The organism is Fodinibius sediminis, assembly GCF_900182555.1.
Lineage (GTDB): Bacteria > Bacteroidota > Rhodothermia > Balneolales > Balneolaceae > Fodinibius > Fodinibius sediminis.
In genome coordinates, this window is sequence record NZ_FXTH01000002.1 from 263,271 (window position 1) to 286,659 (window position 23,389).

16 protein-coding genes are annotated in these 23,389 nt (G+C 51.2%); 11 read left to right on the forward strand and 5 right to left on the reverse strand.

The annotated features are described in order from the left end of the window. Window positions 1-216: 216 nt before the first annotated feature. The 5 genes from FN808_RS03185 to FN808_RS03205 all read left to right on the forward strand — a co-directional run bounded on the left by FN808_RS03185 (window position 217) and on the right by FN808_RS03205 (window position 7,662). Window positions 217-1,236, forward strand: coding sequence for a hypothetical protein (locus FN808_RS03185; RefSeq protein WP_142713106.1), 1,020 nt, complete (start codon window positions 217-219; stop codon window positions 1,234-1,236). After that, window positions 1,233-2,225 (forward strand): vWA domain-containing protein, encoded by a 993-nt coding sequence (locus FN808_RS03190; protein WP_142713107.1) that lies wholly within the window; start codon window positions 1,233-1,235, stop codon window positions 2,223-2,225. The genes FN808_RS03185 and FN808_RS03190 overlap by 4 nt, the downstream gene beginning before the upstream one ends. A 101-nt stretch (window positions 2,226-2,326) precedes the next feature. Further along, on the forward strand, window positions 2,327-5,674 hold the full coding sequence (mfd, locus tag FN808_RS03195) for a transcription-repair coupling factor (RefSeq protein WP_142713108.1): 3,348 nt from the start codon (window positions 2,327-2,329) through the stop codon (window positions 5,672-5,674). After that, on the forward strand, window positions 5,667-6,605 hold the full coding sequence (locus FN808_RS03200; RefSeq protein ID WP_142713109.1) for an L-threonylcarbamoyladenylate synthase: 939 nt from the start codon (window positions 5,667-5,669) through the stop codon (window positions 6,603-6,605). The genes mfd and FN808_RS03200 overlap by 8 nt, the downstream gene beginning before the upstream one ends. A gap of 181 nt (window positions 6,606-6,786) precedes the next feature. Next, window positions 6,787-7,662 (forward strand): fasciclin domain-containing protein, encoded by an 876-nt coding sequence (locus FN808_RS03205; RefSeq protein ID WP_185958228.1) that lies wholly within the window; start codon window positions 6,787-6,789, stop codon window positions 7,660-7,662. 86 nt (window positions 7,663-7,748) lie between these two features. On the opposite strand, the gene FN808_RS03210 is transcribed toward FN808_RS03205, so the two are convergent. Beyond that, window positions 7,749-9,698: a M1 family metallopeptidase gene (locus FN808_RS03210; RefSeq protein WP_142713111.1), complete on the reverse strand. Its 1,950-nt coding sequence runs from the start codon at window positions 9,696-9,698 to the stop codon at window positions 7,749-7,751. A gap of 87 nt (window positions 9,699-9,785) precedes the next feature. Further along, window positions 9,786-10,862: a M42 family metallopeptidase gene (locus FN808_RS03215; RefSeq protein ID WP_142713112.1), complete on the reverse strand. Its 1,077-nt coding sequence runs from the start codon at window positions 10,860-10,862 to the stop codon at window positions 9,786-9,788. Window positions 10,863-11,184: 322 nt separating this feature from the next. On the opposite strand from FN808_RS03215, the gene FN808_RS03220 reads away from it, so the two are divergent. The 4 genes from FN808_RS03220 to FN808_RS03235 all read left to right on the forward strand — a co-directional run bounded on the left by FN808_RS03220 (window position 11,185) and on the right by FN808_RS03235 (window position 17,448). Continuing rightward, complete coding sequence (locus FN808_RS03220; RefSeq protein WP_142713113.1) at window positions 11,185-11,619, forward strand: acyl-CoA thioesterase; 435 nt, start codon at window positions 11,185-11,187, stop codon at window positions 11,617-11,619. Between the two features lie 63 nt (window positions 11,620-11,682). After that, complete coding sequence (locus FN808_RS03225; protein ID WP_142713114.1) at window positions 11,683-12,942, forward strand: HD domain-containing protein; 1,260 nt, start codon at window positions 11,683-11,685, stop codon at window positions 12,940-12,942. A gap of 199 nt (window positions 12,943-13,141) precedes the next feature. Then, the gene (locus FN808_RS03230; protein ID WP_142713115.1) at window positions 13,142-14,332 is read left to right on the forward strand and encodes an efflux RND transporter periplasmic adaptor subunit; all 1,191 of its coding nucleotides are present in this window, start codon (window positions 13,142-13,144) and stop codon (window positions 14,330-14,332) included. Then, the gene (locus tag FN808_RS03235; protein WP_142713116.1) at window positions 14,329-17,448 is read left to right on the forward strand and encodes an efflux RND transporter permease subunit; all 3,120 of its coding nucleotides are present in this window, start codon (window positions 14,329-14,331) and stop codon (window positions 17,446-17,448) included. Before FN808_RS03230 ends, FN808_RS03235 begins: the two co-directional genes overlap by 4 nt. A gap of 71 nt (window positions 17,449-17,519) precedes the next feature. On the opposite strand, the gene FN808_RS03240 is transcribed toward FN808_RS03235, so the two are convergent. The 3 genes from FN808_RS03240 to mgtE are packed head-to-tail and all read right to left on the reverse strand — an operon-like array spanning window position 17,520 to window position 20,260. After that, a complete protein-coding gene (locus FN808_RS03240; protein WP_142713117.1) occupies window positions 17,520-17,999 on the reverse strand; it encodes a dihydrofolate reductase in 480 nt (159 codons plus the stop codon). Continuing rightward, the gene (locus FN808_RS03245; protein ID WP_142713118.1) at window positions 17,996-18,844 is read right to left on the reverse strand and encodes a thymidylate synthase; all 849 of its coding nucleotides are present in this window, start codon (window positions 18,842-18,844) and stop codon (window positions 17,996-17,998) included. The genes FN808_RS03240 and FN808_RS03245 overlap by 4 nt, the downstream gene beginning before the upstream one ends. 33 nt (window positions 18,845-18,877) lie before the next feature. Further along, entirely contained in the window at window positions 18,878-20,260 is a 1,383-nt protein-coding gene (gene mgtE / locus FN808_RS03250) for a magnesium transporter (RefSeq protein WP_142713119.1), read from the reverse strand. Between the two features lie 230 nt (window positions 20,261-20,490). Here mgtE and trkA point away from each other — a divergent pair, with 230 nt between their 5' ends. Next, on the forward strand, window positions 20,491-21,840 hold the full coding sequence (trkA, locus tag FN808_RS03255) for a Trk system potassium transporter TrkA (protein WP_142713120.1): 1,350 nt from the start codon (window positions 20,491-20,493) through the stop codon (window positions 21,838-21,840). Further along, a complete protein-coding gene (locus FN808_RS03260) occupies window positions 21,840-23,354 on the forward strand; it encodes a TrkH family potassium uptake protein (protein ID WP_142713121.1) in 1,515 nt (504 codons plus the stop codon). Before trkA ends, FN808_RS03260 begins: the two co-directional genes overlap by 1 nt. Window positions 23,355-23,389: the final 35 nt, after the last annotated feature.

Below are 23,389 nucleotides of genomic sequence, written 5' to 3' on the forward strand. Positions count from 1 at the left end.
TATTTTCGTGTTGTATATTGGAGATTATTTGACTGTAAACATACTATTTTATTGGTTTTTATGCACATTCATTTTTTGACTTTAAGTGTCTTTCTGGATATTAATTTTTTTCCCGGGGAGAGATTTTTTCTATTTTGAGCGCCGACGTTTTTAAATTGGCTGCAATAATTAATTTCCTGGTCTGTTTTAAGTATCAATCAACGACGAACGGTAACAGTGACCAATACAAATATAACCAATTTTCTTTTCCTGCTGGTACTTTGGCTCAGCGTGGGATTGCTACAGGGCAGCCAAGCCCAGACGGTGGATGAATATGCCGCGGTCGATTCCCTTAAAGTAGGAGACACTTTTGATTTCTCGATCGTACTGAATCGGGAACGGGAATATGATCAGATCATTTTTCCGGATTCCAGCCAGCTGCCCGGCGATTATGTCGAAATTCGATCACGGTCGCAGTACAAGGTGACCGCCTTCAAAGACAGCGTTTACTACCAGCTGCAGTTTTTTGCCACAGCAGACACCCTTCTTCCCGAACTGCCTGTTTTACTGGTACAGGGGCAAGACACCACGGTCCTCCATACTACGCCCGTCCCCCTCCCCTTTCACAGCGTACTGGCCCAGGGAGAAGACGCCTTTCGTCCCCTGAAACCCATCTTTGAATTTGCCCTTGCCTGGTGGCCGTATATCCTGGCTATCATTCTTCTCTGCCTTGCCGCCTATCTGCTCTATTCCAACTGGACAAAGGAAGAGGATCAGCCTGCCGAAGCTCCCAGGGAGTTCTCCGCCACACCCTTCGAAAACCCGCTGAAGGTACTGCAGCAACAAATTGCCCGCCTGGAGAAAAGCCGGCCGGCAACACATGAAGAGTTTAAAATCTTCTATATCGATCTGGGCGATGCCATCCGCCGGTATTTTGAAGACCTGCACCATATCCCTGCACTGGAATCCACCAGCCGTGAAATTATCCAAAGCCTTCAGGCCCGCTCTATTGACCGCGACCTGATTGACAAAACACGATCCGTATTGCAGGAGGCCGATATGGTAAAGTTCGCCCACTTTACGCCTTCGCCCGACCAGGCTGAAGAGGCCCTTCGCAAGGCACAAATTTTTCTCAGACGAGCCAAAGAGATAGACAGCCCCCGGGTAGAACATTTGCGTCGCCAGCATCAATCGAGGATGGAAGCACAGCGGGAACGTTTTGAAAAGGAGCAAAACACACAAAAGGTGGATGTATGAGTTGGGCAAACCCGCAATGGCTCTGGTTACTGCTGATTCTCATTCCCCTGATCGGCTACCAGGTGTGGAACCTGTGGAGTGCCCGTCTTCCAAGCCTCACTTTCTCCGATACCTCCCGGCTTGAACATATCCCGGGAAACTGGAAATCCTATGGCATCTACCTTGCGCCCCTGCTGCAGTGGCTTGCCTTCGCCCTTTTTGTTCTTGCAATGGCCCGTCCCCAGTATCAGAACACGACCGTTGAACGCAATGCCGAAGGAATCGATATTGTACTCACACTGGATATCTCCACATCGATGAAGGCCGAAGACCTCAAGCCCAATCGGCTGGAAGCCGCCAAAAATGTAGCTGCCGACTTTATTGACGAACGCATTTCGGATCGCATCGGGCTTGTTCTGTTTGCCCGAAAAAGCTTCACTGCCGTTCCTCCCACTCTGGATTATGATCTTCTTAAGAGGCTGCTTGGCGAGGTCGAGATGGGGGTCGTGGAAGATGGCACCGCGATTGGAATGGGGATCGCTACGGCCGTAAACCGGCTGAAGGAGAGCCCAGCCGAAAGCAAGGTTATTATACTGCTGACCGACGGACAAAACAACTCGGGTGAGATTGACCCGGTGACTGCGGCAGATCTGGCCGTCTCCCAGGATATTAAAATCTATACGATCGGTGCCGGCACGCACGGCACGGCTCCTTATCCCGTACAAGACCCCATTTTCGGCAATCGATATCAGAACATAGAAGTAAATATCGACGAGGACATGCTGACCGAAATCGCCAACATGACGGGCGGCAGCTATTTTCGGGCCACAGACACCGAAAATCTGCGTTCTATTTATGAACAGATCAATGAGCTGGAAAAAACAGAGATCGAAGAAGTCATTTATACTGACTACCGGGACCTTTATCCCCGGTTCCTGTTGCCCGGTATTCTGCTGCTGATACTGTCTGTTGTGTCCCAGCGTTTTGTCTTTCGCAACGCAATGGAATAAATTCAACCCGGGCAGCAGATCCGTCATAATTTGAACGGACATAATCTGTACCTTTGTTACATAAACTCCTGCGCTAAAATTCCTAATCTGTTTTCCCTTTCATGGCATTACAGTCTGTATTAAAAACGTTCTCTGCTCAGATCCCCTGGAAAGAGCTCCATGCCAACATCCGCGGGCGGAACATCCTGCTGCTGGACCATTTTGTGGGATCCACCCCCTCTCTTTTGGTGGCAAAGATCATCGAAAAGTATGACCAGGTAGTCATCATACATGCAGATACAGAATCAGCAAAATTCATGAAAGGCGACCTGGATGCCCTTGGGATAGAGAGGGCCAACTACTTTCCGGAAACAGGACAACATCCCTACGACGACCAGCAGATAACCGACAGTTCGATCGTGGTGCAGCGATCGGAGGTACTGGAGAACATCAAACACCACAACCAGCACGTCCTGGTCACCTCTGCGGCCGCCGTCTTTGACAAGATTGTTGCTCCCGAAATTTTTTCCCGGGCCTCCATCACCATCAACAATGGCGACAGTGTGGACCTGGCAGCGCTCAAGGAAGAGCTCGTTGACCAGGAATATGACCCCGTAAAATTTGTCAGCCAGCCCGGTGAGTTCGCCCAGCGCGGTGGTATTCTGGATATTTTCCCCTATACCGGCGAATACCCGATTCGGCTGGAGTTTTTTGGCGACGAGGTAGACTCCATACGCGAGTTTGACCCCGATTCACAACGGTCCATATCCTATTTGAACACCGTACGCCTGGTACCCGATGCCTCAAGCCTGAACCAGGGAGAAAAGCGAGGGCTCCTCTCCTATTTTGACGAAGATACCGTCGTTTTACTGGTCAATCCCTCCCTGGTTCAATCAGACATTGAAAACCGCTTCGAAGCAGCCGTTGCCCGGTTCGACCAGCTGTCTGGCAAGGACGGGGTCCTCAGCCCGGAGGATCTCTTTGTTGCCCCCGAACAGTTTGAACAGTCACTTGCAGCCTTTGCACAGCTTCACCTGGGCGGCTTCTCTAAAGAAAAACAGGCCGATTGGAGTACTAAGCTCGATGCAAGCCCACAGCCCGACTTCAACGGGAACATCAAACTGCTGCGTGAAAATATTGAGAGTCTGAGCAAGCAGGGTTTTGATACGTACATTTTGTGCGACAACGAGGGGCAGCGCGATCGGTTTGAAGAGCTGCTGGGTGAACCGGGACCCGATCTCCGGTACCACCTTTCGGTGGAAACCATCCATCAGGGATTCCTGCTCAACAAAAAAGGCCTGGCCGTCTATACCGACCATCAGATTTTCAACCGCTACCACCGCCCCAAGGCCGGCCGAAGACGACACACCGGTAATATTTCTTTCAAGGAGCTGCGTGATCTTAATATCGGCGATTATGTTGTCCATGTGGATTACGGAATAGGAAAATTTGCCGGGTTCAAGAAAATTGAAGTGCGGGGCATCGAGCAGGAGTCGGTCGTATTGCGGTACAAGGAAAATTCTGTCCTCTATGTCAATGTCTCCAGTTTACATAAAATCCAGAAATACTCGGGAAAGGAAGGAACACAGCCACGCATTGACAAGCTGGGATCTGGCCGCTGGGCCCGCAAGAAGGAGGAAACCAAGAAGAAGGTCAAGGATATCGCCCGCGATCTCATTAAGCTCTATGCCAAGCGAAAGTCCCAGAACGCTTTTGAGTTTGATCCCGACAATTCCTGGCAAACCGAGATGGAAGCCCGCTTTGAATTCGAGGAGACCCCCGACCAGCGCAAAGCTATTGAAGCGGTAAAAGAGGATATGCAGGCCAGCACCCCGATGGACCGGCTGATTTGCGGAGATGTCGGCTTTGGAAAAACCGAGGTGGCCGTACGGGCCGCTTTCAAGGCTGTGATGAATCATAAGCAGGTAGCCGTACTGGTGCCCACAACCATCCTGGCCGACCAGCACTACAAGACCTTCAAGAAGCGAATGAAGGATTTTCCAGTTACAATCGACGTAATCTCCCGCTTTCGCAGCCGTAAAGAACAGAAAAATACCCTGAAAAAACTCAAAGAAGGAAAAGTCGATATTATTGTCGGTACCCATCGCCTGACATCCAAGGATGTGGCCTTCAATGATCTGGGGCTGCTGATTGTTGATGAAGAACAGCGCTTCGGCGTCTCAGCTAAAGAGAAACTGAAAAAATACCGTGCTACGGTCGACGTCCTTACGCTTACGGCCACCCCCATCCCGCGGACCCTGCAATTCTCGCTTATGGGCGCCCGCGACCTGAGCATCATCAACACCCCGCCTGCCAACCGACAGCCGGTCGAGACGGAGATTCACAGTTTTGATGAAGACCTTATCCGGGACGCTATTACCCAGGAAATCTCGCGCGGAGGACAGGTTTTCTTTATCCACAACCGGGTTAAAAACATCGAGGCTGTTGCCAATATGGTACGGCAACTCGTTCCTGACGTACGCATCCGTTTTGCCCACGGACAGATGAGCTCCAAAAAACTGGAAACCATTATTGAAGATTTTTACGACCACAAGTTCGATGTTCTCCTGTCGACAAATATCGTTGAAAACGGTATAGATATCTCCAATGCCAATACCATGATTATCAATCGTGCCGATCGATTTGGACTGGCGGAACTCCACCAGCTCCGGGGGCGAGTGGGACGATCGAACCGCAAAGCCTTCTGCTATTTGATTACTCCGGACATCAAATCGCTCACCGATGAGGCCCGGAAACGGCTGCTGGCGCTTGAAGAGTTTTCGGACCTTGGTTCCGGTTTCAATATTGCCATGCGAGACCTGGATATCCGGGGAGCGGGCGATATCCTCGGTGCCGAACAAAGTGGATTCATCAATGACCTGGGCTTTGATCTGTACCAGAAAATCCTGAATGATGCGGTCAAGGAACTTAAGAAAGAGGAATTCAGTGACGTCTTCAGTGATGTAGAGATAGATGTGGAACTACCCGAAACCCAGGTTGAATTCGACCTTCCGGCCTTGCTGAAAAATGACTATGTGAGCGACAGCGTAGAACGGTTAAACCTCTATCGGAAATTGTCCGGTGCGGAAAAACTCGAAACCATCAACGAGTGGAAAGAAGAAATTGAAGATCGGTTCGGCCCTGTTCCCGATGAGGCTCAAAATCTTATAACAGGAGCCGTAATTAAACTGTATGCTTCCCGCCTTTTCATCACGAAAGTCCGGATCCGATCTAACCGGATGTGGATGGAATGCCCCAAGCATGATTCCGGGCTGGGTGAAGAATTTTACGGCCAGCGGTTCCAGAAGCTCTTGAAGACCCTTCAGGTGGAGGCAAACGACCGGTTCAAGGTTATTCAAAAAGATGACCGGGTACGATTCGTGATTCACCAAATGCCGAACCTCAAAGCAGCTGCAACCTTTTTAAAAGAACTTTCATCAGCATACGAGAAGGAGGCCAGTTTTGCTTGATCGATTTATCCGATTATTGAATGATGGAGAAATTGTTGCCTTTCCCACAGAGACCGTCTACGGGCTCGGGGCTGATGCCTGGAACCCATCGGCCATAAAAAAAGTTTTCGCCCGGAAGGGCCGGCCTTCCGACAATCCGCTGATCGTACACGTGGCCTCCATCCAGTCTGTAGACCCATTTGCCCTGGACATTTCGGATGATGCCCGTAAACTGATGCACCATTTCTGGCCGGGTCCCCTGACCCTTATCTTCAAGAAGAAGCCGGCTGTTCTGGACCTTGTAACAGCCGGCCTGGATACGGTGGCCATCCGTTGGCCCAGCCACCCGCTGTCGCAGGAACTTATTGCCCGGACCGGTCCCCTGGTTGCGCCCAGTGCCAATTCCTCGGGAAAACCAAGTCCCACTAAACCGGAGCACGTCCGCGAGGATTTCGGCGATGACTTCCCCGTCATCGATGCCGGGGAAACAGCCATCGGACTGGAATCCACTGTTCTTGACGTATCTCAAGAACCTTACCGCATCTACCGGCCGGGTGCCATTACGGCCCGTGAGATTGAAGACGTTATCCACAAAAACATTCTCACGGTTTCATCGGATAACCAGGAGGCAGCAGCCAAAAGCCCGGGCACAAAGTACACTCACTATGCACCTGATGCGGCCGTGCGGTGGCTTGGTGCCGACGAATTGCCGCATGACCCCGATACCCTTTACCTGCTGCATAGCCGCCTCCCGGAACAGCAGGGAGACAACGTTATTTCCTATGCCGGGGATTTCAGAAAATTGGGACACGAGCTTTATGATCGATTTCGGCAGGCCGACCACCAGGGTTATCGCACCGTGGCCATCGAAGTTTTTACCGCTGACCAGCACGATTCGCTGGTCCCGGCCCTTGTTAACAGAATTCAAAAGGCAGCCGGGTCAAAACAATAGCTGCAGCACCCCTATTGCCCGGCAGTACCATTTCAAATGATCCCCTGTATTATAAGTGGAACCCATCCCTGTTAAAACAGTTAAATTTTCGGATGGGATAGTCATTAGTCCTTTGCCAAGTGTATTATTTGTCTTACCATACAAGAACAATCCCAATTTAGCTCATATTATGCAATCGATAGTGAATAATAGATTTTGCCTTCTTCCTGTTATCCTTCTCATATCTTCCCTGGCTCTGACGTCCTGCCTCGACAGCAGCACCGATACCAACCAGGGCGCAAGCAAGAACCTGCTTGAGCAGGCCCAGTCCTATGCTGATTTTGATACCTTTGTTGACATCATAAGTGATACGGAGCTGAATACCACCATTGCCAATGAAGGCCCCCTGACCCTCCTTGTTCCCACGAATGATGCCTTTGATGCCTTGCCGTCGGGCACCCTGGAGTCTTTGACAGACGAGCAGCTCATCGACATCCTCTCCTACCATGTTATCGAACAGATTATCGACCTGAACCAGCTTTCTGCCGAGGAGACATTTACGAGTATGCAGGGCGACAATATTTTCTTCGTTATCAGCAACGACAGCCTGTATATCAACGGCAGCAACTATGTGGGTGGTGTAGGTGCCAGTAACGGGGTCCTCTATGCCACCGACCAGGTTCTTTTTCCGGATGCCTACCTGGATGTGACCGGTCTTGTGCACAAGCGAAAACAGCTCAGTGAACTGGATAAGAGCATCGATAATACCGGCCTGGCCAGTACTCTGGAAGACACCAGCTCCGCTTACACCATTTTCGCCCCCTCGAATACAGCCCTGCAGAATGCGGAACTGTCAGCTGACACGCTAAAGTATCACGTGGTCTCCGGGAAACTGCTCTCACAGGATTTCTCTTCCTCCCAAACCTACACCACCCTGAATGGCAAAGAACTGTCGGTTGAAGTCAGTGGCAGCAGCGTTACGATCAACGGGGAGGCCGCCGTAACTACTGCAGATATTGAAGGAGTCAACGGGGTGGTCCATATTATCGATACAGCCCTTGCCCCGCCATCGGAATAGTGGTTGATTGTTACCACCGAAAGATTCTCATAAAAAAAGCCTGTCCCTCCGGACAGGCTTTTCTGTTTCTTACCTTCCAGGGCACACTACTGTTCGCCGATCCAGCGGTTATTCTCCGGGTTGACGTCCGGAAATTCGCGGCGGGGATCGATCTCAATCCGCTGTATCCTGGACGAAGAGTCATAGGAGATGGTCCAGCTGTCACCCCGGTGCCAGACCTGCACAGGAAGTTCAAGGATCTCCTCCCTCCCGTTCTCCTGCGTGATTTTAATCACCACCGGCATCACCAGCCTGTCGTTATTGCTGATGCTGATCAGGGCGCCCTCTGACGGTTCATCATTCACATAAGTTACCGAATCCACCGCTTGGTCCATGGTCCAGCTTTTTTCGAACCATCCCCGCCAGAACCAGTCGAGTTCACGGCCGCTGACATTTTCCATGGTATTGAAGAAATCATCCGGCGTTGGATGCTTATAGGCCCAACGGTCAATATACTCCGTAAAAGCTTCATCAAAAGCTTCTTCACCGAGAATTGAATTCCTAAGGATCCTGAGTCCCAATGCCGGTTTGCGATAGGCTACGGCCCCCAGGTTCCCGGGCTGAATCTGGTCCGGAGCCGTCATGATCGGTTCGCTGGCCTCACTGCTCAGCCAGTTGTTGAGCAGGCGGGCATTTGTCTCCCGATGGTACTCCCCACTGTTAAAATGGTTGGTACTCAGGCCATTGATGAAGAAGTTGAATCCTTCATCCATCCATGCATGTTCACGCTCATTGGATCCCACAATCATCGGGAACCAGATATGACCGAACTCATGATCCGTCACTCGCCAGAGGCTTCCTTCGGTGGCCTTCCAGCTGCAAAATACAATTCCGGGATACTCCATCCCCCCCACTTTTCCTGCTACGTTAACGGCCGTCGGGTAGGGATACTTGCTCAGGTAGTCGGAATAAAACTCAATGGAAGCCTTCACATATTCCGTGGAACGCGACCAGGCCGTATCGCCCGCGCTTTCCGCCGGGTAGACCGACATTGCCAGCGACTGGTCGCCGTCGGGCAGGTTGATGCGCGCGGCATCCCAGATAAAGGCTTTGGAAGCGGCCCAGGCCACGTCACGGGAATTCTCAATCTTGTATTTCCAAGTCAACCGTTCCGCCCCCCGGGGACGCGAGGCCTCCGTACCCACCTCCTCCTGTTTAATGATGAAAACCCGTTCATCACTCTCTTGTGCTTCCTGCCAGCGTGCCTGCTGTTCGCGGGTTAGGACCTCTCCTGGATTTTGAAGTTCGCCGGAAGCCACAACAATGTATTCCGAGGGAGCACTGATCTGGTACTCGAAGGTTCCGTAATCCATATAAAACTCCCCGGCCCCGAGATAGGGACGAATATTCCAGCCCTGCACATCATCAAAAACCGCCACTCTCGGGTACCACTGGGCTACCTCATAGATAAGCCCCTCCTCGGTCTCCAGTCGTCCCAGACGATCCGAGCCATACTCCGGGATTACAAAAGTATAATCGATGGTAAGGGATATTTCTCCCCCCTCGGCGGAAAGGTCCTCCTCAAGGTCAATCTTCATCTTTGTATCCACCGTGCGCGTTTCCGGCCGGTAGCTCTCACTTCCCTGTCGAACGGTGATCCCCTTAATCGTCAGTCCTCCGTCAAATTCCCGGTTTCCAAATCGTGAACCCGAATAAGGAGTCAGTTTGGCGCCCCAGGAATCATCATCAAACAGGTTCTGGTCAAGTTTAAGCCATATAAACTCCAGCGGCTGCGGACTGTTATTGGTATAGTGAATGGTCATACTGGTCGTGACCCTATGCTCTTCCGGATGCAACGCAACATCCATCTCATAACTGGCCGAATTTTGCCAGTAGTGGGCCCCCGAGGCACCACTTGCACTTCGGTAAATTGTACTGGGGCCCGTTTCGTAGGGCACGAAGGCTTCCTGCACCGTATTATTCTCACGCTCCTGGGCAGACAGGGGCGAAACGGTCAGTAACAAGCCGGTAATAATCAGGGTGATAGGTAAACGCATAAACAAAAGAAGGTTCTTGAGGTTAAAAAATTCTCAGACAGCATTCCTCCAAGGAAATGCCAAACCGGGCATCAAACAGCAAAACAGTCAAATGACCTGAAACGTTTGGTCGGGGGCCAGCCGCAGTACAGATTCCGTCATCAAGTCAACCAGGGCCTCCACATCGTTCAGCGAAGCTGTCTCAACGGGTGAATGCATATACCGAAGCGGCAGTGAAATCAATGCACTGGGGATCCCGGTTTTCTGATAAAAGATGCTGTCCGTATCCGTTCCTGTTCGAACGCTGGTTGCTTCATGCTGGATGTCAATCTCATGCTCCTTGCTAACCGTTTCCAGAAACTCCACAATTTTGGCATGATTTGCCCCCCCGTGCTGAATAGAGGGCCCGTTGCCCAGCTTGACCAAGCCATGCTCCTTGTGGTTGATCCCCGGGGTGTCGGTGGCATGCGTCACATCCGTCACAAGAGACAAGTCCGGAGCTATGCGGTAGCTCATCATCCGGGCCCCGTACCCCCCAACCTCTTCCTGTACAGAATTTAGGGCCACTACATTCACATTGAGCTCATCGCGGCGATCCTTCAACTGACGCAGGACCCGGGCAATCATGTAGCCGCCTATGCGGTTGTCCAGGGCGCGCCCCGAAAGGATATGGTCGGAGAGGTAATCATATTCATCGGCATAGGTAATCGGATCACCCACCTGTACAAGCTCGAGGGCTTCTTCACGGCTGGATACCCCGATGTCCACGTAGATATCCTTCCAGGACGGCTGCTTGCCCTTGCCATTTTTTTTATCCTGCAAATGGATGGCTTTATTGCCCGTCACTCCCGATACCACACCGCTGCTGGTATGAATATGAACCCGTTTGGCCCGGGCGATAGTTGAATCGCTTCCTCCCAGCTTGTTGATATACACGAAACCGCTGTCGGTGATATGCTGCACAATCATGCCAATTTCATCACAATGCGCCTCAAGCATCACGGTTATCACATCAAAGCTGGTATTCAGACGGGCGCAGGCTGAACCATAGGCATCTACCTCCACTTCGTCGGCAAACTGTTCCACATATTCCTTCCAAACTTTCTGGCCCTCGGCTTCAAACCCCGTAGGGCTGGGGGTAATTAACAACTTCTCTAAAAACTGCTGTTCATTGGCATCCATCATGATGTCATTTCAAATTTGGATTTTGGAATTGACCCCATGAATATAAGCATGTGATCAGACATCCGTTAGCTGTAATTTAACCCGCGCCAGCACCCGCTGTCTCCCTAATCCGCCCGACCCTCTCACCCGCTTTGCTGTGTGGCAGTCGATTTTATCTTTAGCTAAATTTATCTAACTTCTTTTTTTTGCTTCAGGGACACACGTACGATCTTTCAGCTATTAACAGCTGTTTTGCCCCCCTGTAATCATTCTGATGAACAGCAGCGGCAATGCAGCGGTACCGGCACCGGCTTACCACCGGCGATAATCAAACAGATTTTTTATGAAAAAACCTCCATATCAACAGGGTCTGTTCCCGCACTGGTCTTCCATACCCATTCGATTTCGGGATCTCGATCCGCTTAACCACGTCAACAATGCCCTTTTCAGCACCTATTACGAAGAAGCGCGCATCAAGTTCATACAACAGGTACCCGCCTTTGCCCAGCAGCTCGAAAAGGGGTTCAGCTTTGTTCTGGCAAACATCACGATTGATTTTATTCATCCAGCCGAGTACCCGGGAACGCTTCTTATCGGATCAGGCATAGCCTCTACCGGCAACTCCAGCATCTCCAGTTTCCAGGCCATTTACACAGAAAAGGAAAAAACACTTGTTTCCGTAGCTGAAGCACATGGCGTATGGTTTGACCTTCAAAAGCAAAAACCCAGCAGGCTGCCACAGATAAAGGATATCGATCGACTTACCGTATCCCTGTAAACCAGCCTTAAAGCCATAGCCCGTGCTCATGCACGACAGTACCTAACTGAAACCATATACACGATGGACAAGAGTACGCAATACAAAATCTTCAACGATCCCATTCATGGATTCATCACGGTCCCCAAAGGGGTCATACTGGATCTTATTGACCATCCGTATGTGCAGCGGCTGCGCCGAATCAAGCAGATGGGGCTGGGATACCTGGTCTTCCCCGCCGCGGAACATTCCCGGTTTTCCCACGCCCTCGGAGCAATGGAGCTGGCCCAGCGTACACTCAACAATCTGCGCGAAAAGGATACCACCATCAGCCCCGCAGAATATGAGGGCACCCTCATTGCCGTTTTGCTGCACGACATCGGTCACGGCCCGCTCTCCCATACCCTTGAGTTCAACCTGATTGATGACTTCCATCACGAGATGATGACCCTGGCCATCATGCGGAAACTCAACAGGCAGATGAACGGGGCCCTGGACCTGGCGATCCAGATTTTTACGAACCAGTATGCCAAAAAACCCTTTCTGAACCAGCTCATCTCTTCACAGCTCGACATCGACCGCCTCGATTACCTCAAGCGCGACAGCGTCTTTACCTCAGTCTACGAAGGATCGGTCGGCATTGAACGGATTCTTAAGACCATGCGGGTGTACAAGGGCAACATCGTAATTGAAAAGAAGGGCATCTATGCTATTGAAAATTATATTCTGGCGCGCCGGCTGATGTATATGCAGGTCTACCTGCACAAGACAGTGTTAAGCGCCGATATCCTGCTTCGGAATATTTTCAAAAGAGTGCAGGAGCTTATCCAGGCCGGAGCATCCCTGTACCAGCCGTCCCCGGCCCTGAAATTTTTTCTCGAAAACCAGCCCGAAGCCACAAAAGGCATTTCACAGCAGGTGCTGGAGCAGTATCTTCAGCTGGACGACAATGACGTCTACCAGAGCATTAAGTACTGGCAGCATTCCGATGATCCGATCCTGTCGGATCTCTGCCGGCGCTTCCAATCTCGTTCTCTTTTCCGTACAACCTTCCTGGACAGCACACCGACCGAAAAACTCAAAAAAAAGGTTCGTCTTAAAACTCAGAAGGTGTTGAAAGAACGCAGCCTACCGCATGACGATGCTTCCGCTCAATATTACTATTCATTTGATGAAAGCTACAGCGAGGCCTACCGTTACGAGAATGAGGGCATATGGATTCTGGAGGAAAAAGATAAGGCTGTGGAATTTTCCAAGGCTGCCGATACCCAGAATATTATTGCCCTGACCCAGCCCGTAGTCAAGCCATATGTAGTTCACATGAAGAGTTTTGACATCAAATGATCGCCCGCAACATTTCTTTGTTCGCGGACTCCCTGCTCCCTATTTTACATGTGTGGATGATATTTTTATTGCTGAATATCAAAATACTTCAAAATTCCTATAGATTTCAGCCATAAGTTTCCATTCGCAGGATTACAGGATTATGTAGAACCTCGACTTTCTGTTGCGATAAGAGGTTCCGTCATCTAACATAGGGTATATGGATTGGAAAAAGACGCTTCTCATCAGTTTTATTATTCTGCTTGCGGGCAGTGCAATTACGGCTCTTATATTCAATACCGAGCCTACCGCCTCTCGTTCCGGGGCTACCCAGCAAACCGCAATGCTTGTCAATGTGACGGACGTTGAGCGGGCGACTCACCAGCCCACTATCAGGGCCATGGGTACCGTTGAACCCGCCCAGGATATCGTGCTGAGTCCCCGCGTCGGCGGTGAGATCACCAGACGCTCTGATGCATTTACCCCGGGTGGATATGTCCAAAAGGGAGACGTTCTGCTCCAGATTGACCCCGCCGATTACAAGAATGTGCTTCAGCAGCGCCAAAGTGAACTGCGCCAGGCCCTGGCTGACCTGAATCTTGAGATGGGACAACAGAGGGCCGCACAGAAAGAGTATCAATCCTACGGTGACACGCTCAGCGAACAAAATAAACAGCTGGTTCTTCGCAAGCCCCAGCTCGAAAGCGTGCAGTCGCGGGTTGAATCGGCCCGGGCTGCAGTCCGGCAGGCAGAACTGGCCCTTGAAAGGACCACCATCCGTGCGCCTTTTGATGCCCATATTCTCAGTCGCAATGTGAATGTCGGCTCTCAGGTCGCCCCTGGCGAAAATCTCGGTCGACTGGTTGGTCTCGACACCTTCTGGATCGAGGCCACCGTTCCGGTGTCGCAGCTGCGCTGGCTCTCCTTCCCGGATGACAATCGCCCTCAATCAAAGGTCATCATCCGTAACCAATCGGCATGGGGTCCCAACACAACCCGTGAAGGGCATTTGTACAAACTTATCGGATCGCTGGAAGGCCAAACCCGCATGGCACGGGTACTCATAGCTGTGCCCGATCCCTACGGTTATCATTCCGACACTCCCGGGGTCCCCAATTTAATTATTGGCTCCTTTGTAGAAGTCCGTATCAATACCAAACCGCTGCCCGATGTCATCCGGCTTAACCGGGACTATATTCGTGATGAAGAAACCGTATGGACAATGGAGGAAGGAAAACTGCGAATTAAAGAGGTAGATATCGCTTTTAATGATGCACAGTACGCCTATATAAGCAGCGGCATTGATGAAGATGATCAAATCGTGACCACCAACCTGAGTACGGTTGCCGACGGAGCGGCGCTCAGGGTCGCAGAATCCGATACCACTTCCACGACCAACACAACCCCATGAGCAATTCTGATTCACATAAGGAATCCGGCACTGCCACTACCGGACCTATTGCCTATATGGCCCGCAATCCCATCGCTGCCAACCTGTTGATGATCATTCTTCTGGGCGGGGGGATATGGACCATGTTCAACATCCAGAAGGAAGTGTTTCCGGAATACCAGCTTGATATCGTTGAAGTTAGTGTGGTATATCCGGGAGCAGCTCCCGCGGAGGTGGAACAGGGGATCCTGCGTCCGGTGGAAGAAGCCATTCGGGGCGTACAGGGGATCAAGGAAGTCACCTCCACGGCCGATGAGGGCTCCGGGGAAATCATGATTGAGCTGGTTGCCGGCACCGACCGAATGCAGACCTTCCAGGATATTGACCAGGCTGTCAACCGCATCCGTACCTTCCCGGACGACATCGAGGAACCCGAGGTACGCCTGCAGTCGAATCAGCGCGAAGTCATGGTCATCGGGCTCTATGGTGATTCAGACATCTGGACACTTCGCAAACTGGCGGAAAACATCCGCGACCAGCTGCTAAACAGCGAGGAGATCACCCAGGTCGAAATAGGCAATGTGCCTGATTATGTTACCCATGTGGAAATTCCGCGAAATACGCTGAGAAAATACCATCTTACGCTGGGACAGGTTGCCGACCTCCTTGCCCGCTCAAGCGAGGATATTCCAGCTGGTGCCATAGAAACCAATGCCGGGGAGATCCTCCTTCGGATGCAGGAACGCAAACAATGGGCGGAGGAATTCGAAAATATTGCCATTATCCCCTCTGATGACGGAAGTGCCGTCACCCTGGGAGATATCAGCGAAATCACCGATGGCTTCGAAGAGACAGGATTTCACGGTGAATTCAACCGGCAGCCCACTGTTGACCTTCAGATCTATCGCATTGGCAACCAGTCTCCCCTGGCTATAGCCTCCAGTGTCCAGACCATCCTTGAAGAGGCCGAGCAGAACTTCCCCCCCGGAATTCAATACCGCATTGACAGCAGTACGGCAGATGACTACCGGGAACGGCTGGGACTGCTGGCTGAGAACGGGGTGCTTGCCGTCCTCATTGTCATTTTTATCCTCGCCCTGTTTCTGGAATACCGGCTGGCCTTCTGGGTAATGATGGGAATGACCATCTCTTTTGTAGGGGGCATTCTCTTTCTCCCGGTTTTCGGGCTGAGCATCAATATGATTTCGCTGTTTGGGTTCCTGGTGGTTCTCGGCATTGTGGTTGACGATGCCATCGTCGTCGGAGAGAATGTTTACGAATATCGCCAGCAGGGTATGAGCTTCATTGAAGCAGCTATTGCTGGAACAAAAGATATCAGCCGGCCGGTGATCTTCAGCATCCTGACCAATATCATCGCCTTTATACCTCTCCTGTTTATTCCCGGGACAACAGGCAAATACTGGTGGCCCCTCCCTGCCGTGGTGATCATCGTCCTGGCGGTATCACTGCTGGAAGCCCTGTTGATCCTCCCGGCACACCTGGGACACAGTTCAGAAAAAGAATGCTCCTTCCGTATCGGCAAGCACCTGCACCGGTGGCAGCGCGCCTTTGGCCGGCAGTTCAATCGATTTGTAGACCGCTATTACCGCCGTTTTCTCGAACGCTCTCTCCGCTACCGCTATATTACCCTAAGTTCGGCCATCGCTCTGCTCGTGGTTGTGGGCGGCTACGGCTACAGCGACCATATGGGCATGGTCATGATGCCGGAAGTCTCGGCCGACGAAATAGAAGCCGGAGTGTCACTCCCGGTGGGCACAACCCCTGACCAGGCCGCCAGGGTGGCCAATGAAATAACCAACTCCACCCACCGAATGTTTGAGGAGCATGAACTGTTTCGTGTGGCTGAAGGGATCAAAACCAATGTGCGGGGGCAAAGCTTTATAGACGTAGAAATTGTGATGAAGCCCCCCAATGAACGCGACATGACTGCCCAGGATGTCATTGAACTGTGGCGCAACGAAATCGGAGACCTCGAAGGCATCGATCAAATCACTTTCGAAGCTGAACGGGGACCGGCCGGTTACCAGCAGGATATCAGTGTTGATTTAAGTCACTCAGATATTAATGTGCTGGAAAAAGCCAGCCAGGCATTTTTAGAACGGGTGGAGTCATTTGATGCCACCCAGGACGTGAATGACAACTACAACCGCGGCAAGACCCAGTTTGATTTCAAGCTGCTGCCGGAAGGTCGAAAACTCGGGCTCACCGCTTCCGATGTGGGAGAACAAATCCGAAATGCATTCTACGGGGCTCTTGCCATGCGCCAGCTGCGCGGGACCAACGAGATTGAAGTCCGCGTTAAACTCCCCAAAGAACAACGCAAGGACATTTACCACCTGGAGGACCTGGTCATTCAGACCCCCTCCGGTACTGAAGTACCCCTGATGGACGTAGTTTCCATTGAAGAGGGAGAAGCATTTACAACAATCAACCGCCGCGACGGCCGACGTGTTGTTACAGTAGGTATGGATGCGGAGCCGGCCAATGCAGTCACGCGGGTACTTGAATCTATTCAGCAGGACGTACTTCCCCAGCTTCGGGTTGACTTTCCGGGCGTAACCTGGAGTTTCGAGGGCAGCCAGGCCGAGATGCGGGAGTCCACCCAGTCGCTCTGGGGCGGCTTCTTCATGGCAATGCTGGTTATCTATGCCCTGCTGGCCATCGCCTTCGGAAGCTACGTACAGCCCCTCATTGTAATGGGCGCCATTCCTTTTGGCATCGTCGGTGCGGTGATTGGACATATCTTGCTGGGCTATGACCTCTCTCTGGTGAGCCTAATGGGGGTTATAGCCCTCTCGGGCGTGGTGCTGAATGATTCGCTGATAATGATCGACTATGCCAATAAAAAAAGAGCCGACCATTCCGCCTTTGAAGCTGTTCACGAGGCCGGCCTGCGTCGCTTTCGTCCCATTATGCTGACCACGCTGACCACCTTCGGGGGACTTACGCCCATCATTCTGGAAACCTCGCGGCAGGCCTATCACCTCATCCCCATGGCCATATCTCTCGGTTTTGGCATTGTGTTTGCAACATCCATTATCCTGGTTATCGTCCCCTGTCTCTATTTAATCCTGGAGGATATCCTTGCGGCCTTAAAGCCGGCTGATCGCACCTGACATATGGAAAAAGGTCTCGTTCCCAACAAGGAATTGGGAATCCGGGAAACAAAAAGGTACGGACAGGCAAGCTAATTATGAGCCATGCGCTCATAGACCACGAAACTGAGCTCGGGATGGTCGTCCCTTTTGATTTCTTTCCATACTGACCCTATATCCTGGCGGTATTCGGGGAAAAAGGTATCCCCCTGGTACGACTGGTGTATTTCTGTAACAAAAAGCTTGTCAATTTTGTCGAAGAGCTGTCGGTAGATCTGGGCCCCTCCAATCACAAACACCAGCTCCTCATTGGCCACATAGGCCAGGGCCTGCTCGATGGAAGAAAAGGTGGGAACCTGATCATAGCTCTTTGACCGGCTGAGCACGATATTCTCACGCCCAGGCAGCGGCTTTTCATTCAGTTCTTCAAAGACCACCCGGCCCATGATGATGGGATGTCCCATGGTGATTTTTTTGAAATACTTTAGATCTTCAGAATAGTGCCAGGGCAGCCCGCCCTTGCTTCCGATAACCAACCGGGGATCATGTGCGACAATTGCGGCAAGTGTCATACGGCTACTTCAAACTTTATGGATGGATGCGGTTCATATCCCTCGAGGGTAAAATCCTCGAATTCCAGCTCATCAATGGGCTTGTCGGCAATGTGAAGCTCAGGCAGCGGACGCGGCTCACGGTTCAGCTGCTGCTTCAGCCCCTCTACATGGTTCTCATAAATATGAGCATCCACGATGGTGTGGGCAAAAGTTCCATACTCCAGGCCCACTTCGTTGGCAATGGCCATGGTCAGGGCCGAGTAGCAGGCCAGGTTAAAGGGAATACCGAGCGCGATATCTCCGGATCGCTGTGTCAGATGACAGTTCAGTTTTCCATTGGATACATTAAAAATATACATCAGGTGGCAAGGCGGAAGCGCCATCTGCTTCAGCAGTCCGGGATGCCATGCACTTACCACGATGCGCCGGCTGTTTGGATTCTCTTTCAACATATCAATTGCCCGCTGCACCTGGTCAAACTCTTTTTTTATCCAGACGGTTTTGCTGATGTGAGAGGCATCCCCCTCAAAGCCGATTTCCTCTTCATCATAGTAAGGGAAGCGACGCCACAACACGGGATAGATGGGCCCCACATGGCCGTCTTCGTCGGCCCATGCGTCCCAGATATGGCAGTCATTTTCATCTCTCAGCCAGCGGATGTGGTCTTCTCCCCGCAGATACCAGAGCAATTCCAAAATTACAGATCGGAAAAACACTTTTTTTGTCGTCAGCAGCGGGAATCCCTCCGCGAGGTCCACTTTATAAAATTCTGAAAAATTGGATATGGTGTCTGTGCCGGTTCGGTTCGACTTTCTGACCCCGTTATCCAATACGCTCTCAACCAAGTCCAGATACTGTTTCATGAGTTTCGCTCTTTTATACCATGTTGTAATTAACTAAAGAATAATACCTTCGAGCAGCGCAATAGCAATAGAGAAATAGATAATAATTCCAGTTACATCGCTCAATGTCGATACAAAAGGAGCCGAGGTCACCGCTGGATCCAATCCCATTTTGGAAAGTACAAATGGCAGCATGGAGCCGCTCATATTACCCCACAAGACAACGCCTATCAAACTCAGACCAACCACCACTGCGCTGAGAGTCAGCTCCTGTGTTAAAGCGCCATTAACCAGAAAGCCCCAGCTAATAATAACCAAAAAACCGATAACCGCCATAATCCCCCCGAGCATCAACCCGGAGAGCAGTTCCCGGCCGAGCACTTTCTTCCACTCATTCATGTCAATGTCGTCGGTAGAAAGAGCACGTATGATAAGTGTAGCCGCCTGGGTGCCCGAATTTCCGCCGCTGGAGATAATCATCGGTATAAATAGCGACAAAAACACCGCATTGGCTATAACACTTTCATAGGCCCCAAGAGCAGTTGTAGTAAACAACTGGCCAACAAATAAAAAGGCCAGCCACCCAATGCGTTTTTTTACCATTTCAAAGACCGTAGTTTGCGAGTAGTAGTCGTCGAGTACGTCCATCCCCGCCATGAGCTGCATATCCTCGGTGGTCTCTTCCTCTGCGACGTCAATGATGTCATCCACTGTAACGATCCCTACCAGAATACCGTCAGAATCAACCACCGGCATCGCTACCCGGTCGTATTTACTGAGCATCTTTACCGCATCTTCCTGGTCGTCAAAAGCACTCAGGGCTTCAAAGCTTTCGTCCATCAGTGACGAAATGGGCGCCTCCGGATCAGCCAGGATCAGCTGATTCAGCCGCAAATCATCGATGAGGTGCTCGTTATCATCGACGACATAGATGACGTTCACGGTTTCAGCGCTCTGTCCAAACCTGCGGATATGATCCATCCCCTTCTGAATGCTCCAGTCTTTTCGCACCTTCACATAACGGGGTGTCATCAGACGACCCACACTCTCTTCGGGATAGCCCAGGAGTTTCTGCACCTGCTTCCGGTCGGAAACATTCATGGAATTCATGACCCGCTGGGTCAGATTACCGGGCAGCTCTTCCATCAGTGCCACACGCTCATCGGGCTCAAGGTTAGACATCACTTCGCTGAGCTGCTGGGCTGTAAACATGCCCAACAACTCCATGCCTTTCCCCGAACTCAGATAGATAAACACATCGGCCGCTTTCTGCTTTTTGAGCAGCCGGAAGATGACAATGGCTACCTCGGCATCCAGTTCTTCCAGAAGTTTGGCTACATCGACCGCGGGAACATCATTGAGAATATCCTTAAGTGCCACCCAATCCTTGGCCTCAATAAGTTCGTCAAATTCCGGTTTTAGTAGATCAACGATCATGGAATACGTGGCTCGGTTGGTAATTCCTGTTGGAGGGATATGCGTCTAAGAATCGCACTAATTACGTAAAAAAACAAGCGTTCATTGAACTTCAGGGGAATGATCTGTTTCCCTTTTCCACTTGTTCCGTAGTAGGCCGGCCACCTACCAAATTTCACTGACTATTGTTGCGATTGTGATCACACTTTTCGACTTTTAGCGTACTTCTTAATAAAGCTGGAGTTCATACTTTGAAAATAATAATTATTGGAGCCGGTGAGATTGGATACGATCTGGCCAGTGTGCTATCTCAGGAGCAGCATGATGTCATTGTGCTTGACCGCGATAAAGATGCCCTTAAGAAGGTAGCCGACAATCTTGACGTTCTATATTTTGAAGGCAATGCAACCTCGGCCAAGGATCTGGTGGACGCCGGCGTAAAGGATGCCGATATTCTTATTGCCGTGACCAGCATTGACGAGGTGAACATGATCGCCTCCATGATGAGCAAGCGCCTGGGAGCTGAAATGGTTATTGCCCGCATTCGCAGCGACGAACTTTCCCGTCCCAATGCACCGTTAAAATCCACTGATCTGGGCATCGATGTTCTCATCCATCCTGAGCAGAGTGCCGCCATGGAAATTGTACGGCTTATTAAACGGGCCTCGGCCAGCGATCTGGTCAACCTTGCCGATGGCCAAATGCAGATGATTGGACTGCGTATTGGCAAGGAATCGCCCCTCGTTGGTAAGAACCTGTTGGAATATACCGAACAATTTCCGGATGTGACCTTCCGGGTTGTTGCCATATCCCGCAAGGGAATGACCATTATTCCAAGCGGTTCGGTCCGCATACAGGCCTACGACCAGCTCTTCCTGATAGCCAAAACGGACTCCATCCCGGAAGTCATAAAAACCACCGGCAAACCCGATGTTGAAATTAACCGCATCATGATTGCCGGCGGGACGCCCATTGGAGCCATGATTGCCCGGATACTCTGCCAAGAGGAAAAAAACTGGAATATCAAGCTTATTGAACCCGATCATGACACGGCTGTCGAGCTGGCCCAGGAACTCAAGGGGGTGCTGGTGCTGAACGGAAATCCCACCGATCCGGACCTTCTGGCTACCGAGGGCATCACTGACACCGACGCTTTTATTTCAGTGACCGAAGATGAGGAGTCGAATATTATCTCCTGCCTTATGGCCAAGCACCTGGAAGTCCAGAAAACCGTGGCCCTCGTTTCAAAAGCCGATTATATACCACTCAGTCAAACAATCGGACTGGATGCGGCTATCAATAAGAAGTCAGCCGCTTCCAATGAAATCCACCGGCACGTACGCGGCGGGCGTGTTATCTCGGTGAAAGCCCTTCAGGGCATCAAAGCTGAAGTTATTGAATTACAGGCGGCTCCCCGGTCCAAGGTTGTCCGGAAACCTATTCATAAAGTTCGTTTTCCAGAAGGCTGCGTGGTTGGTGGCATCTTAAGCAACGGATCAACGACGATTGCAACCGGTCAGTCGCAAATACAGCCCAATGACCGTGTCATCATTTTCTGTCTCCCCGAAGCTGTTGATAAGGTAACTTCACTTTTCAAATAATGCAGAACTCCTCAATCAAAAGTTTTCGCCGTCCTCAAATTGATTTTCTCACCGTACTGGGGATCCTGGGAGCCTTCATCTTTTTTCTCGGCTTTGCCCTGTTGACACCGATGGTCATTGCTTTCATTTATGAGGAAGAAGTCTGGCATACCTTTCTCTCATCGGCATCCATTGCTTTTATCTTCGGCGGCAGCCTCTACTACTTTTTCAAACCTGAACAGGAATTGCGTGTGCGCGAAGGATTTCTTGTTGTAAGCCTGACCTGGCTGCTGCTGTCACTGGTCGGGGCCCTGCCCTTTGTCATTTCGGGTATTCTGCCAAGCTACACCGATGCGGTCTTTGAAACAATGAGCGGACTTACGACTACCGGGGCGACCATCTTCGGCGGAGAAACCAGCAGCGGCTTTATGAATCCCCAGATTGAATCGCTGCCCATGAGCATGCTTTTCTGGCGATCTCTCGCCCACTGGCTCGGCGGCATGGGCATTATTGTATTAACGCTGGCAATTCTTCCTCTGCTGGGTATCGGCGGCATGCAGCTCTTCCAGGCAGAGTCGCCCGGCCCGACGGCCGACAAGCTCACTCCCCGCGTACAAGAGACTGCCAAACTGCTTTGGGGCGTCTATGTGGCCTTCACAGGCATGGAATTCCTGCTGTTGTGGGTTCACCCCTCCATGGATTGGTTTGACGCCTTAAACCACGCCTTTGCCACCCTGGCTACGGGAGGCTTCTCAACTAAGAATGCCAGCATTCAGGCATTTGACTCGGTCTACATCGATGCCGTTATAACCCTTTTTATGTTTCTGGCCGGCATCAGCTTTGCCATGCATTTTCGCCTGCTGCGCGGTGATAGCAAATCATTTTTTGACAACCGGGAAACCCGCTTTTATGCACTCATCATAGCGATCAGTGTTACCATCGTAACCTTCTCACTCTGGATATTTGACGGGTATTCTTTCGGCAGCGCCCTGCGATACGGCTCATTCCAGGTAGTCTCCATCGTAACTACTACGGGGTTCGGCACCGACAATTATGAACTCTGGTATTCGTTTGGCGGCTTTTTTCTTTTCCTGCTTTTCTTTGCCGGCGGCTGCGCCGGCTCTACGGGCGGTGGTCCAAAGATGATCCGGTGGATGATTATCATTCGCAACTCCTTCCGAGAATTCAAGCAGATTGTCCATCCAAAGGCCATCCTTCCGATCCGCATTGGAAACAAGACCATCGATGCAGACATCCAGCGTACCGTACTTAGTTTTTTTGTGCTTTACCTTGTCATCTTCGGCCTGGGAGCACTCGTTATGGCCACCATGGGCTATAATCTGGAGTCCGCCATCGGGGCGAGCATTGCCTGTCTCGGAAACATTGGCCCCGGGTGGGGAGCATTCGGTCCTACTGATAACTTCGCCCAGATCCCCTATTTCGGCAAATGGGTGCTCATAGTTATGATGATGGTCGGACGGCTGGAACTATTTACCGTACTGCTCATTTTCACTCCTGCTTTTTGGAAGCAATAGCCTGACCGCGCCTTTGCCTTCCAACCCAGATTCCA

Bases quoted from the DNA above. Each gene is read 5' to 3' on its own strand.
- FN808_RS03190 (WP_142713107.1), top strand. From the start codon at position 1,233: ATGAGTTGGGCAAACCCGCAATGGCTCTGGTTACTGCTGATTCTCATT.
- mfd (WP_142713108.1), top strand. From the start codon at position 2,327: ATGGCATTACAGTCTGTATTAAAAACGTTCTCTGCTCAGATCCCCTGG.
- FN808_RS03210 (WP_142713111.1), bottom strand. From the start codon at position 9,698: ATGCGTTTACCTATCACCCTGATTATTACCGGCTTGTTACTGACCGTT.
- FN808_RS03215 (WP_142713112.1), bottom strand. From the start codon at position 10,862: ATGATGGATGCCAATGAACAGCAGTTTTTAGAGAAGTTGTTAATTACC.
- FN808_RS03220 (WP_142713113.1), top strand. From the start codon at position 11,185: ATGAAAAAACCTCCATATCAACAGGGTCTGTTCCCGCACTGGTCTTCC.
- FN808_RS03225 (WP_142713114.1), top strand. From the start codon at position 11,683: ATGGACAAGAGTACGCAATACAAAATCTTCAACGATCCCATTCATGGA.
- FN808_RS03230 (WP_142713115.1), top strand. From the start codon at position 13,142: ATGGATTGGAAAAAGACGCTTCTCATCAGTTTTATTATTCTGCTTGCG.
- FN808_RS03235 (WP_142713116.1), top strand. From the start codon at position 14,329: ATGAGCAATTCTGATTCACATAAGGAATCCGGCACTGCCACTACCGGA.
- FN808_RS03240 (WP_142713117.1), bottom strand. From the start codon at position 17,999: ATGACACTTGCCGCAATTGTCGCACATGATCCCCGGTTGGTTATCGGA.
- FN808_RS03245 (WP_142713118.1), bottom strand. From the start codon at position 18,844: ATGAAACAGTATCTGGACTTGGTTGAGAGCGTATTGGATAACGGGGTC.
- mgtE (WP_142713119.1), bottom strand. From the start codon at position 20,260: ATGATCGTTGATCTACTAAAACCGGAATTTGACGAACTTATTGAGGCC.
- FN808_RS03260 (WP_142713121.1), top strand. From the start codon at position 21,840: ATGCAGAACTCCTCAATCAAAAGTTTTCGCCGTCCTCAAATTGATTTT.